The 12,942-nt window shown below is 64.4% G+C and carries 14 protein-coding genes; all 14 read left to right on the forward strand.

Annotated elements, in window-relative coordinates; translation table 11 throughout:
* Positions 1-365: 365 nt before the first annotated feature.
* On the forward strand, positions 366-1,094 hold the full coding sequence (locus JZ792_RS34395) for an SDR family NAD(P)-dependent oxidoreductase (protein WP_308165566.1): 729 nt from the start codon (positions 366-368) through the stop codon (positions 1,092-1,094).
* Positions 1,091-1,711, forward strand: coding sequence for a carboxymuconolactone decarboxylase family protein (locus JZ792_RS34400; RefSeq protein ID WP_216917075.1), 621 nt, complete (start codon positions 1,091-1,093; stop codon positions 1,709-1,711). The genes JZ792_RS34395 and JZ792_RS34400 overlap by 4 nt, the downstream gene beginning before the upstream one ends.
* On the forward strand, positions 1,708-3,015 hold the full coding sequence (locus JZ792_RS34405) for an aromatic ring-hydroxylating oxygenase subunit alpha (protein ID WP_308165567.1): 1,308 nt from the start codon (positions 1,708-1,710) through the stop codon (positions 3,013-3,015). The genes JZ792_RS34400 and JZ792_RS34405 overlap by 4 nt, the downstream gene beginning before the upstream one ends.
* The gene (locus tag JZ792_RS34410) at positions 3,012-3,347 is read left to right on the forward strand and encodes a hypothetical protein (RefSeq protein ID WP_216917076.1); all 336 of its coding nucleotides are present in this window, start codon (positions 3,012-3,014) and stop codon (positions 3,345-3,347) included. The genes JZ792_RS34405 and JZ792_RS34410 overlap by 4 nt, the downstream gene beginning before the upstream one ends.
* A gap of 61 nt (positions 3,348-3,408) precedes the next feature.
* Entirely contained in the window at positions 3,409-4,248 is an 840-nt protein-coding gene (locus tag JZ792_RS34415) for a TauD/TfdA dioxygenase family protein (protein ID WP_216917077.1), read from the forward strand.
* A gap of 33 nt (positions 4,249-4,281) precedes the next feature.
* The gene (locus JZ792_RS34420; RefSeq protein ID WP_216917078.1) at positions 4,282-5,553 is read left to right on the forward strand and encodes an aromatic ring-hydroxylating oxygenase subunit alpha; all 1,272 of its coding nucleotides are present in this window, start codon (positions 4,282-4,284) and stop codon (positions 5,551-5,553) included.
* Positions 5,550-5,885 (forward strand): hypothetical protein, encoded by a 336-nt coding sequence (locus tag JZ792_RS34425; protein ID WP_216917079.1) that lies wholly within the window; start codon positions 5,550-5,552, stop codon positions 5,883-5,885. The genes JZ792_RS34420 and JZ792_RS34425 overlap by 4 nt, the downstream gene beginning before the upstream one ends.
* Positions 5,882-7,126, forward strand: a complete 1,245-nt coding sequence (locus tag JZ792_RS34430) for a metal-dependent hydrolase family protein (RefSeq protein ID WP_216917080.1) — start codon at positions 5,882-5,884, stop codon at positions 7,124-7,126. Before JZ792_RS34425 ends, JZ792_RS34430 begins: the two co-directional genes overlap by 4 nt.
* A gap of 26 nt (positions 7,127-7,152) precedes the next feature.
* Positions 7,153-7,473 (forward strand): hypothetical protein, encoded by a 321-nt coding sequence (locus tag JZ792_RS34435; protein ID WP_216917081.1) that lies wholly within the window; start codon positions 7,153-7,155, stop codon positions 7,471-7,473.
* A gap of 35 nt (positions 7,474-7,508) precedes the next feature.
* Positions 7,509-9,023: an aldehyde dehydrogenase gene (locus JZ792_RS34440; protein WP_308165569.1), complete on the forward strand. Its 1,515-nt coding sequence runs from the start codon at positions 7,509-7,511 to the stop codon at positions 9,021-9,023.
* Positions 9,020-10,195, forward strand: a complete 1,176-nt coding sequence (locus JZ792_RS34445) for an acyl-CoA dehydrogenase family protein (protein ID WP_216917083.1) — start codon at positions 9,020-9,022, stop codon at positions 10,193-10,195. The genes JZ792_RS34440 and JZ792_RS34445 overlap by 4 nt, the downstream gene beginning before the upstream one ends.
* Positions 10,196-10,301: 106 nt before the next feature.
* Positions 10,302-10,895, forward strand: a complete 594-nt coding sequence (locus JZ792_RS34450) for a hypothetical protein (protein ID WP_216917084.1) — start codon at positions 10,302-10,304, stop codon at positions 10,893-10,895.
* Positions 10,896-11,068: 173 nt separating this feature from the next.
* Positions 11,069-12,265, forward strand: a complete 1,197-nt coding sequence (locus JZ792_RS34455; protein WP_216917085.1) for an amidohydrolase family protein — start codon at positions 11,069-11,071, stop codon at positions 12,263-12,265.
* Between the two features lie 184 nt (positions 12,266-12,449).
* Positions 12,450-12,942 (forward strand): AMP-binding protein (locus tag JZ792_RS34460; protein WP_216917088.1); only part of this gene is annotated, 493 nt, incomplete at its 3' end.

The following is a 12,942-nucleotide window of genomic DNA, read 5'->3' on the forward strand; positions in this document are numbered from 1 at the left end:
GGGCTTGCGCAAGGTGCTTGACAGGGGTGAATAGCGTCACGTACTACTTAATCACCCGATTGAATTAATCAGTCGCTTAAGACTCCTTCTCTGGGCCTTCGTGGTCATTCGATGTCTCCGGCGCGACGCCGATCGCCGCTGGTCCGAACGAAGAATGTGGTGTTGCGCGTGGAAAATCTCCCGCTCCTCAACTCGGTGATACGACAGCTCCGACTGTCGACGCCTGTCCGCGGCGCCCGCTTGCGTCGTATTCCCGGTGACCTCGTTGCGCGCCGTATACCGGCCGGTGACCTGTGAAGGGCCCACTCTCGGCGCCCGGTCCCGGGGGCGACGACCCGCGTCCGGTTCAGCGCTCTCGGGTCGCGGTGGTGACCGGAGGAGCCTCGGGGATGGGGTTGTCCATCTGTGAGGCGTTCTCCGGGAGCGGATATCGGGTCGCGATCCTCGACATCGACGGCGCCGCCGCTCAGCGAGCCGCCGAACAACTGCGGACCGCGGGTGGCGCGGCTATCGCGTGTGAGGTCGATGTGACCGATCGCCGAGCGGTCGACGAGGCGATGCGCAAGACCCGCGCCGAGTTCGGCGCGATCGAAATCCTGGTCACCAGTGCGGGTTTGGTCGGCTTCTCACCGTTCACCGAGATCTCGCCCGAGGCGTGGAATCGAGTCGTCGATGTGAACCTCAACGGCGTATTCCACTGTGTGCAGGCCGCGATTCCGGACATGGTGGCGGCGGGATGGGGCCGGATCGTGACCATCTCCTCCTCGAGCGCGCAGCGCGGCTCGCCGCGGATGGTGCACTACACCGCCGCCAAGGGCGCGGTGGTCGCGATGACCAAGGGCCTGGCGCGCGAGTACGCCGCGAGCGGGATCACCGTCAACACCATTCCGCCTTCGGGTATCGACACCCCCATGCAACGGAATTCGCAAGCGGAAGGATATCTTCCGGACGACTCCGTGATGGCGAAGGCGATCCCGGTCGGCCATCTGGGCACCGGAGAAGATATCGCCGCTGCCTGCGTGTTCTTGTGCTCTGATCAGGCCGGCTACATCACCGGCCAGGTGCTCGGGGTGAACGGCGGATCGGTGATATGACCGAATCCGTCTCTCCCCGTCTGGCTCCGCTACCGCTCGAGAAATGGGACGACACGACACGGGCGATGTTGCGCGGGCATGTGCGCGCAGCCGATCGGTACCTGTCGGGCGATCCCGACGCACCACCGGTGCCCAATATCCTCGGCGTTCTCGCTCATCACACCGAATTGGCATCGGCGTGGCTGGCTTTCAACGGCCTGCTGCTCGAGCACCCCTCGCTGGATCCGCTGGAGCGAGAACTGGTCGTCCTGCGGGTGGCGTGGTGTAGCGGCTCGGACTACGAGTGGCGTCAGCACGCACGGATGGCGGCCGGTCTCGGCTTTACCGAGGAACAGGTCGCGGCGGTGCGCCGCGGTCCCGACGCACCGGGGTGGACCCCCGTGCAGCGACTGCTGTTGACCATGACCGACGAACTGATGGAACGCCACCGCGTCACCGACCGCACCTGGACCGAACTGGCCCTGCATTTCGACGAACGTCAGCTCATCGAATTGCTGTTCGTTACAGGCGCCTATCTGTGCCTGGCGATGGTGTTCAACAGCGTTGACCTGCAACCGGACCCGGAAAACGACAGGCCACGACCATCCGCCCACCCGGAAATGGAGGAACAACCGTGACCGAACTCGCCAGCGAACCGACCACCCAGCGACTCTGGCCCAAACCGGCCGAAGGTAGCTGGACCCAACACTATCCGGAGTTGGGGACCGGCATGATGTCGTTCGAGGACTCGGTGTCCCCGGAGTTCTTCGAACTCGAGCGGGAAGCGATCTTCAAACGCGCGTGGCTCAATGTCGGACGCGTCGAACAACTTCCCCGCACCGGAAGCTATTTCACCAAGGAACTCGATGTCGCACGCGCGTCACTCATCGTGGCGCGCGACCGCGACGGCAATATCAACGCATTCCACAATGTGTGCCGCCACCGCGGCAACAAGCTTGTATGGAACGAATTCCCGCGTGAGGAAGATTCCGGTACGTGCAGGCAGTTCACCTGCAAGTATCACGGCTGGCGTTACGGCCTCGACGGCGCCCTGACGTTCGTGCAGCAAGAAGGCGAGTTCTTCGACCTGGACAAGAAGAAACTCGGACTCGCCCCCGTGCACTGCGAAGTGTGGGCGGGATTCATCTTCATCAATCTGGCTGCCGAACCCCGCCAGACGCTACGGGAATTCCTGGGCCCCATGGTGACGGACCTGGACGGCTACCCGTTCGACAAGATGACCGAATGGTACGAATTCAAGGCGGACAACCAGAGCAATTGGAAACTGTTCGCCGACGCGTTCCAGGAGTACTACCACGTGCCGGGCCTGCATTCCCAGCAGGTGCCCAGCGCGGTGCGCACTCCGGGAAAAGGTTTCGAGTGCGCGCACTTCCAGATCGACGGTCCGCACCGGATGGTGTCCACCGGCGGTGCGAGACGGTGGACGATGCCCGCGGAATTCATGTATCCGATCGAACGGGTCACCCGCAGTGGTCTGGTGGGGCCGTGGGAATCTCCGGATCTCGGTGAGGCGCCGAAAGGGTTGAATCCCGGCCGGGTCGAACCGTGGGGTATCGACAACTTCCAGATCTTCCCCAATATCGAGATCCTCATCTACCGGGGCTGGTACCTGCTCTACCGGTACTGGCCGACCTCGTACAACAGTCACCGCTTCGAGGGCATGCTGTGTTTCCAGCCCGCCCGCACCGTGCGCGAACGAGTCGAACACGAGGTCGCCTCGGTCGTATTCAAGGAATTCGCCCTCCAGGACGCCGGCATGCTCACAGGCACCCAGACCGCGCTGGAGTCGGCCTACCGGACCGCGGGAATGACGCATTTCCCGGTCAACGACCAGGAGATCCTGGTCCGTCACTTCCACAAGGCGGTCGCCGACTGGGTCGACGAATATCGCGGGGACCTGGCGCAGGGGAGTACGCGATGACACAGACGATGCTGCCCGCCGCGTTCGCCGACCTCGAGCCGTTCGCGCGAACCTGGTGTCTGCCCGTCGAATCCGAGCGCTACAAGCAGCGGCTCAGCAAATCCATGGCGGAGATGCAAGCGTTCTACGACGCCTGTTTCCCGCGGGTCGACGACGCGATCACCTACTGCGACAAATTCCCGCTCGAGGAGTTACCCGACGATGCGATCCATCTGCTGCAGATGGTGTATTCGCTGGTGATCGTCGCGATGGCGATCGAGATCTTCAAACAGCCCAAACCTGTCGACAGCGCGGACGCCGAGCTCGAACGCGTCGCTGAACCCTGGCCCTGACCTGTTCCTCCACCTCGGCCGAGCCGCCGCGAGCGGGTTCGGCCGGAAGGATCACACACTCATGACAATCACCATCGCCAAGCTCAGCCACGAAGTCGGCGCCGAGGTCGACGGCGTCGACGCCGACAGGTTGCTCACCGACCCGACGTTGCCCGACACCATCCTCGAGGCCCTCGAGCAGCACGGTGTCCTGGTATTCCGAAACCTGCATCTCGACCCGGAGACGCAAGTGGCGTTCTGCCGCAAACTGGGCCAGGTCGACACCTCACCCGGACACCATCCCGTCGAGGGCATCTACCGGGTCAGCCTGGATACGACGAAGAACTCGTCGGCGAGCTATCTGCGCGCGACCTTCGACTGGCATATCGACGGCTGCACCCCGGAGGACGACGCCTACCCTCAGATGGCGACGATGCTCACCGCCAAGGCGGTCGCCACCAGTGGTGGCGAGACCGAATTCGCCAGTACCTACAAGGCTTTCGACAATCTGAGTGCCGGCGAGCAGAAGTATCTCGCGCCGATGCGGGTCGTGCATTCGCTCGAGGCGTCGCAGCGGGGAGTGACCGCGGATCCGACACCGGAACAACTCGCCGCGTGGCGCCGCCGTCCGACCAAGGAACATCCGCTGATCTGGACCCATAAATCCGGGCGGCGCTCTTTGGTGCTCGGCGCGTCGACCGACCATGTCGTCGGTCTGCCGCCGAGTGAAAGCCGGGCTCTGCTGGATGGACTGCTGCGTCGCGGTACCGCACCCGAACGTGTCTACCGCCACGAGTGGTCGGTCGGTGACACCGTGATCTGGGACAACCGGGGTGTCATCCATCGCGCGGCCCCGTATCCGCAGGACTCGCCGCGAGAGATGCTGCGCACCACCGTGCTCGGTGAAGAACCGATCGTATAACCCCGTCACACAGCCCGTTTCAGGAGTTACACCATGGCTCGTTGGCCCAAACCCGCCGAAGGCAGTTGGACGCAGCACTATCCCGAGCTCGGCACGGAACCGATGTCGTACGAGGATTCGATCTCGCCGGAGTTCTTCGAACTCGAGCGGGAGGCGATCTTCAAACGCGCCTGGCTCAATGTCGGCCGGGTGGAGCAACTTCCGCGCACCGGAAGCTATTTCACCAAGGAGATCCGGGTCGCGCACAGTTCGGTGATCGTCGTGCGCGATCGTGACGGCGGTATCAACGCCTTCCACAACATCTGCCGTCACCGCGGCAACAAACTCGTGTGGGACGAATTCCCGCGCGAGGAGACCTCGGGCACCTGTCGCCAGTTCACCTGCAAATACCACGGCTGGCGTTACGGGCTCGACGGAGCGCTCGCGTTCGTGCAGCAGGAAGGAGAGTTCTTCGACCTCGACAAGAGCGCTCTCGGATTGGCGAAGGTGCATTGTGAGGTCTGGGCCGGATTCATCTTCGTCAACCTCGCTTCCCAACCACGTCAAAGCTTGCGCGAGTTCCTCGGACCCATGGTCACCGACCTCGAGGGTTACCCCTTCGACAAGCTGACCGAGCGCTATTCGTATCGGTCCGAGGTCGGGGCGAACTGGAAGCTGTACATGGACGCGTTCCAGGAGTTCTATCACGCGCCGATCCTGCACGGGAAGCAGACGCCCGACAACTTCTCCGTCGCCGCACAGCAGGCCGGTTTCGAGGCGCCGCACTATCAACTCGACGGTCCGCACCGGCTGGTCAGCACCTCCGGTGTCGTCACCTGGGAACTCGATCCCACCATGCGCAAACCCATGGAGGACATCACCCGCAGCGGCCTGTTCGGCCCCTGGGATGTCCCCGATCTCGGACCGATGCCGAAGGGACTCAACCCGGCCGGCTGCGATCCGTGGGGGTTGGATTCGTTCCAGCTGTGGCCCAATTTCGTGATCCTCGTCTGGTCGGGCGGCTGGTACCTGACCTATCAGTACTGGCCGACCTCGTACAACACCCACACTTTCGAGGGCAATCTGTATTTTGTGCCCGCACGCAGCCCCCGAGACCGTGTCGCACATGAAATGGCGGCGCTGACCTTCAAGGAATACGGGCTACAGGACTCGAGCACCCTGGAAGCGACCCAGATGATGCTGGAATCGCGTGCGGTCACGACTTTCCAATTGAACGACCAGGAAATCCTTCTCCGGCATCTGCACAAGGTCGCCGCGGATTGGGTCGGCGACTACCGGCGTGAGCGCGAGGAGACCGAGCGATGAGTGAAACCCTGCTGCCCACCGACTTCGCCGATCTCGAGCAGTTCGCCTCGACGTGGTGTCTGCCCACCGAACCCGAACGTTACGACCGACGTCTGTCCAGTTCGATGGCCGATATGCAGCGGTTCTACGACGCGATCACTCCTCGCGCCGAGGACGCACTCACCTACTGCGACAAGTTCACCATCGAGAACATGCCCGAGGACACCAAGAACCTCATGTATCTGCTGTATTCGATGATCATGGTGTCCTTCCCGGTCGAGGTGTGGAGCCAGCCGCGCATCCCCGACACCGGGACGGCGACCCTGACCTGTGTCGTGGAGCCGGCCCTGTGAGCCGTCACGTCGTCGTATTGAAAGCGGCGCGATGGGTCGACGTGGCGACCGGCGAGGTACACGCTCCGGCAGTGATCGTCGTGGAAGACAATCTCATCGCCGCGATCGACCCACCCGCACTGCCCGCCGGTGCCCAGGTCATCGATCTGGGCGAGCTCACACTGCTGCCCGGGTTGATGGACATGGAGATCAACCTGCTCATCGGCGGGCCCGACAATCCCTCGGGGCTGCCGAATCCGATGCACGGCGTGCAGGACGACCCGGTGTACCGCACCCTGCGCGGGACCGTGAACGCCCGCACCACCCTGCACGCCGGTTTCACCACGGTCCGCAACCTCGGCCTGATGGTGAAAACCGGCGGTTATCTGCTCGACGTTGATCTGGGCCGTGCCATCGAACAGGGCTGGGTCGAAGGTCCGCGCATCGTCGGGGCCGGGCACGCGATCACGCCGACCGGTGGGCACCTCGACCCCACCATGTTCCAACGCCTCGCGCCGCACATCATGCCGCTCAGCGTCGAGGAGGGTCGCGCCAACGGCGTTCCCCAAGTCCGGGAATGCGTGCGATATCAGATCAAATACGGCGCCGAGGTCATCAAGATCTCGGCGTCGGGCGGAGTCATGTCCCACGGCACCGTCGCCGGCGCGCAACAGTATTCGGACGAGGAGTTGGCGGCGATCGTCGACGAAGCCCATCGCGCCGGTGTCAAGGTCGCCGCGCACGCCCACGGCGACGCCGGAATCGTCGCCTGCATCCGGGCGGGCGTGGACTGCATCGAACACGGCTCTCTCGCCACCGACGACACCATCGCCATGATGGTCGAGCACGGCACCTTCCTCGTCCCGACCAGCTACCTGTCGGAAGGTCTCGACGTCTCCAAAGCCGCACCGGCGCTACAGAAGAAGGCCGCCGAAGTCTTCCCCCGCGCGCGCGAGACCCTGCGCAAGGCGATCAAGGCCGGAGTCAAGATCGCCTGCGGCACCGACGCGCCCGCTGTTCCCCACGGCGACAACGCCAAAGAGCTGTGGGCACTGGTCGATCGCGGTATGACACCGAGTCAGGCCCTGCGCGCGGCCACGATCACCAGCGCCGAACTCATCGGCGTCGATGATCGCGGACGGCTCGCCCCCGGACTGCTCGCCGACATCATCGCCGTGCCGGGCGATCCCACCGCCGACATCACCACCGTCCAGGACGTGCGGTTCGTGATGAAGGACGGCCGGGTCCACAAACACTGCTGAGCTCATCCGATACCAGGAGGTACGACATGGCAAAGGGAATCCTCTACGTCGAGTCCCGGCCCAACTCGCCCGAAGAAGCCGCGGCGTTCAACAGTTGGTACGACCAGACCCACATGAAGGAGATGCTGGGCATCGACGGCATCGTCTCCGCCCGACGATTCGCCCCCGTCACCGGCGACGGGCCGTTCGTCGCGGTCTACGAGATCGAGGCCGAGGATATCGCCATCGTGCAGGCCCGGCTGGGCGAAACGACCAAGGCGGGTGGCTTCTCACCGCCCGTCGGGCTGTCCACCGACCCGCCGCCGACCGTCCGCTTCTACCGCGACATCACCGCGCCCGCACCGTGATGAGCCGAGACGATCTCGTACGAGGCACACCCGTGGTGACATCCGAACATCTCTTCATCGCCGGAGGCTGGGTCACGCCGACGACCGCCGAGACCATCGAGGTGACCTCGCCCCACACCGAGCGGCTCGTCGCCCGGGTTCCCGCCGCGTCGGTGACCGATGTCGATCGGGCGGTGGCCGCGGCGCGCACAGCCTTCGACCACGGGCCGTGGCCGCATACCGATCCGAGCGAGCGGATCGCGCTGGTGCGGCGGCTGGCCGAACTCTACAGCGCGCGTGAAGAGGAACTCGCCCAGCTGATCACCACCGAGATGGGCGCGCCGATCACCTTCGCTCGATCGGCGCACGCCAAGCTCCCCGGTGTCATGATGCGCGCGTTCGCCGATATCGCCGAGAACTATCCGTGGCAACGGACGCGATCCGGATTCCTCGGCGGCGATGTTCTGGTCGTGCACGAACCGGTCGGAGTGGTGGCCGCGATCGTCCCCTGGAACATGCCGATGTTCCTGATCGTCGCCAAGTTGATTCCGGCCCTGCTCGCGGGTTGCGCGATCGTGCTCAAACCCTCGCCGGAAACCCCGCTGGACGCCTATCTGATGGCCGAATTGCTCGATGAACTCGGCCTGCCGCCGGGTGTGGTCAGTATTCTGCCCGGTGACAGGGAGATCGGCCGTCATCTGGTGGCGCATCCTGGGGTCGACAAGGTGTCGTTCACCGGCTCCACCGCCGCGGGCAGGCTGGTGGCCGAAACGTGTGGGGCCGCGTTGCGCAGGGTCAGTCTCGAACTCGGCGGCAAATCCGCCGCCGTGGTTCTCGACGACGCCGACCCCGCCGATGTCGCCGACGGCATGCTCGTGGCCGGATTGATGAACAGCGGCCAGGCCTGCGTCGCCCAGACCCGAGTGCTGCTGCCACGGCACCGCAGCGACGAATTCCTCGAAGCCCTGGTCGACCGGATCGAGAATCTCACCGTCGGAGACCCTTTCGATCCGGCGACGAGGGTCGGGCCGATGGTCTCGCAGCGACAACAACACCGCATTCGCGGCTATATCGAGCACGCGCGACACCAAGGCGCGCGCCTGCTGACCGGCGGCACCGAACTGCCGGACACGGTCGATCGCGGCTGGTACGTCCGGCCCACCGTCTTCGCCGACGTCGACAGTTCGATGCGGATCGCCAGGGAGGAGATCTTCGGGCCGGTCCTGAGCGTGCTCACCTACACCGACGACGACGATGCCGTGGCGATCGCCGACGCCACCGAGTACGGGCTGTCCGGCTCGGTGTGGACCGCCGACATCGATCGCGGGCTGGGACTTGCCCGCCGCATCCGGTCCGGAACCCTCGGCATCAACCAGCCCTACACCATGGATCCCGCCGCGCCTTTCGGCGGCGTGAAGAACAGCGGGATCGGTCGCGAGTTCGGGCGGGAGGGAATCGGCGCCTACCTCGACACCAAATCCATCTCCGTGCGCGTGGCACCGATGAATAGTGGTGTAGAACAGGTGATTTCGACCGAGACCGGCGACCGGGCGGAAAGGGCGACACAGTGAGACTGACTTTCGACGACGACGTCGAAGCGTTCCGGGCCGAGTTCGTGGCATTCCTCGACGAGCACCTGCCACCGGAATCCGACGCGGTCGAACGTCCGCGTTCCACCGCCCAGATCCCCGAGTGGGCGCGGCGCTGGCAACGGCTCCAATTCGACCACGGCTGGCTGCTCCCCGGTCACCCGCCGCGATTCGGCGGTCGTGACGCGGGCATCCTCGAGCAGTACGTCCACAAACAAGAACTCGCCCGACGCCGCATCCATCAGAATTTCAACCCCCAGGGTCTCGGCATCGTCGCGGCATCGCTGATCACCTTCGGCACTCCCGAACAGCACGAGCGCTGGGCGATCCCGATCCTGCGCGGAGATCTCACCGCGGCGCTGGGCATGAGCGAACCCGAGGCCGGGTCCGACCTCGCCGGACTGCGCACCCGCGCCCGCCGCGACGGCGACAATTTCGTCGTGAACGGGCACAAACTCTGGACCTCGGGAGCCCACGACGCCGATGTCGTGCTGACTTTCGTCCGCACCGATCCCGATGCCGCAAAACATCGCGGCATCTCGGTGCTGCTCATTCCGACCGACACGCCGGGAATCGAACGTCGGCCCATCGCCACCGTCTGCTCTCCCGACGATCTCGACTTCAACGAAGTCACCTTCGACAACGTCGTGGTCCCCGCCGAGAACCTGATCGGTGAACTGAACCAGGGGTGGAAAGTCGCCAACGGTTCACTCGGTCACGAGCGAAATCTGCTGTGGCTCAGCTACGCCGAACGTCTCGACCATCTCGTCGAGGACTTCCGGCCCGTCACCGAACTCGACGCCGACCATCACGCGGGTCTCGTCATGGACGCCTACGCCCTGCGATTGCTCGGGTCGGCCGCGCTGGCCCGCGCCGCCCGCGGCGAATCCGGCACCGCCGCGGTATCGGTGCTGAAACTGTTCGGATCCGAAGCTGTCCAGAACGCCACCGAACACGCGCTGAGCGGATTCGGCGTCGATGGTCTCGACCAGCCTACCGTCACAGCACGTTTCAGCCCCCTCAACCCCGAGGAACTCGCACCCGGCTGGTTCGAACGCTACATCCGCACCTTTGCCCACACCGTCGCGGGCGGCACCTCCGAAATCCAACGCAACATCATCGCCGAACATGTCCTGGGCCTTCCCAGACGCTGAGGACAGACCTGCCCATGGACCTGCACCGGCCACCGGGCGCATGCAGGCCGACCTGCCCCGGAGAAAGAATCCGCCGAGCGGAGACTCACAGAATCAGGACAGCCTCATGGACGTCACACCTGCGCAGAACCCTCCCCGCGCCCGCGGTAACGCCGTGCCGATCCAACAGTGGCTGACCGGCATCCGTGAACGTCCGCTGATCCATCGCGCCATTGTCGTCGCACCCGAATCCCTGGCCGCAGTACGCGATCTGGGCGGATGGATATTCGACATCACCGCAGCAGGTTGGCAGGTCGCGGTGGTCACTCCCGACGTCGACCATCAGATCTCCCTGCGCATCCTCGGTGCGTCGGCGCTGGACCTGAAGCAGGCACTCCACAAAGGAATTCTCACACTCGAAGCGGATCATCTCACCGTCGCCACCGAGCTCTACAGCCGCGAGGAAAAACTGCGCGACACGGTGGTACGCAGTCTGCGTCGGGGAGACAGCGTCACGACATTGTGGGGATCGGACTTGCCGAGCGAATTGAACGGTTCGGCGACCGTCCAGCCCTATCAACCGAGTTCGGCCGCGCTGGCATTCAAAACCGCCGCCATCCACGCTGCCGGATACCCCGACGAGACCAGTACCACCACCGAAACCATGTGGTCCCCACACAAGCGCGCACTTCAAACCGTCCCTGCTCGGACGCACAGCTGAGGGGTGTGGGTTGCCGGCCGCCATCAACCGATCGTCGATCAGCACGAAACCGAGTCCGGTAGGGCGCCTACGGGCCGCTCCGGACTCGAGCACCGCCTCCCGAGGCCCCATCGGCGCACCGTAACCAACAACGTCTCGGGGCTTGACAAGATCTTCGACCCGAAGGGGATTTGATGACCAGAATTGATTTGCCGTATCAGCTGTTCGACGCGGACAACCATCTCTACGAGACCAGGGATGCGCTGACCAGGCATCTGCCCAAGCAGTACGAGGGTGCGATCCAGTACATCGAGATCAACGGCCGCACCAAGATCGCGGTGCTGGGCCAGATCAGTGAGTACATCCCCAACCCGACCTTCGATGTCGTGGCCCGTCCCGGCGCCATGGAGGATTACTTCAAGCACGGCAACCCCGAGGGCAAGAGCCGTCGCGAGATCTTCGGCAAGTCGATGAAGGCGATCGACGCCTTCCGCGATCCGGTCGCCCGCCTGAAGGTCATGGACGACTTGCAGTTGCAGCGCGCGCTGATGTTCCCGACCCTGGCCAGCCTGGTCGAGGAGCGTATGCGTCACCATCCCGAGCTCATCCACGCGGTGGTCCATTCGCTCAACGAGTGGATGCTCGAGGAGTGGGGCCAGGACGGCAACTTCGTGCATTCGGACCGGATCTTCACCATTCCGGTCATCACCCTGCCGATCGTCGAGAAGGCGATCGAGGAACTGAACTGGGCCGTCGTCGAGCACGGCGCCAAGGCCGTCCTCATCCGTCCGGCCCCGGTTCCGGGCCTGCGCGGTATGCGCTCGTTCGCGCTGCCGGAGTTCGATCCGTTCTGGAAGCGGGTCGTCGAACTCGACGTGCTGGTCACCATGCACTCCTCGGACTCGGGCTACTCGCGATTCAATGCCGAGTGGGGTGGGAGCAGCTTGGAAATGCTTCCCTTTCAAACCAATACCTTCGCGATGACCAACCAGTGGCGTCCGGTCACCGATGCGGTCGCCTCGTGGGTGTGCCACGGCGCGCTGCGCCGTTTCCCCGATCTGAAGGTCGCCGTGATCGAGAACGGTTCGGCCTGGCTCGAGCCGCTGCTGCAGCAACTCTCCGACGTCTACAAGAAGGCGCCTGACGGTTTCGGTTTCCAGGATCCGGTAGAGACGCTGAAACGCAGTCTGTATGTCAGTCCGTTCTGGGAAGAGGACCTGCAACGGCTTTCGGAGGTCATCGGCGTCGATCACGTGTTGTTCGGTTCGGACTGGCCGCACCCGGAGGGTCTGGCCGAGCCGGCGCGCTACATCCACGAGATCAAGGAAATGCCGCTGGAGAACCAGGCGAAGATCATGGGCGGCAACCTGGCTCGGCTGCTCGAGGTATGACACCCGTTATGTCGACATCAGACCACAGGAACGACGAGAGCTACGGGCGACTGGGGCATATCAGCCCTGTTCGGGGTACCGGCGATTGCTGTCCGCTCGGCTCCCGCCGAATTCCGTCCACGACCCTGGCAATGAGTTTCGCCGTGAGGATGGTGCCGTGGTGACGTGGCAGACCATCCCCGAGATGGTCCTCGGTACGGCGACCCGCTTCGGTGATGCCGAAGCGGTCGTCGACGGGGAGATTCGGTGGACCTACACCGAACTCGTCGACCGGATCCGCCGCGCCGCGGGCGCTTTCGCCCGCGCGGGCATCGACAAGGGTGACCGCGCGGCGATCTGGGCCCCGAACTCGGCGGAATGGATCGTCGCCGCGTTCGGGCTACTCACCGCGGGCGGGGTCCTGGTTCCGGTCAACACCCGGTTCAAAGCCGAAGAAGCCGGTGACATCATCACCCGCAGCGGCGCCAAAATGGTCCTGGTCCAACAAGGCTTCCTCGGCGTGGACTACAACGGTTTCACCCCGAACGGTGTGGCGGTGATCGATCTGAAATCGGATTTCCTGACCTCCGGCACCCCGTTCGAGCACGGTGAGGTGGTCGGTACCGATATCGCCGATATCGTCTACACCTCGGGCACGACCGGTCGCCCCAAGGGCGTCATGATGAACCATTTACAGA

Origin of the sequence: Nocardia noduli, from assembly GCF_019038455.1 — a bacterium.
GTDB classification, from domain to species: Bacteria; Actinomycetota; Actinomycetes; order Mycobacteriales; family Mycobacteriaceae; genus Nocardia; species Nocardia noduli.

Coding starts and splice junctions, on each gene's coding strand:
- JZ792_RS34420 (WP_216917078.1), top strand. CDS start 4,282: ATGGCTCGTTGGCCCAAACCCGCCGAAGGCAGTTGGACGCAGCACTAT.
- JZ792_RS34455 (WP_216917085.1), top strand. CDS start 11,069: ATGACCAGAATTGATTTGCCGTATCAGCTGTTCGACGCGGACAACCAT.
- JZ792_RS34450 (WP_216917084.1), top strand. CDS start 10,302: ATGGACGTCACACCTGCGCAGAACCCTCCCCGCGCCCGCGGTAACGCC.
- JZ792_RS34400 (WP_216917075.1), top strand. CDS start 1,091: ATGACCGAATCCGTCTCTCCCCGTCTGGCTCCGCTACCGCTCGAGAAA.
- JZ792_RS34410 (WP_216917076.1), top strand. CDS start 3,012: ATGACACAGACGATGCTGCCCGCCGCGTTCGCCGACCTCGAGCCGTTC.
- JZ792_RS34415 (WP_216917077.1), top strand. CDS start 3,409: ATGACAATCACCATCGCCAAGCTCAGCCACGAAGTCGGCGCCGAGGTC.
- JZ792_RS34435 (WP_216917081.1), top strand. CDS start 7,153: ATGGCAAAGGGAATCCTCTACGTCGAGTCCCGGCCCAACTCGCCCGAA.
- JZ792_RS34425 (WP_216917079.1), top strand. CDS start 5,550: ATGAGTGAAACCCTGCTGCCCACCGACTTCGCCGATCTCGAGCAGTTC.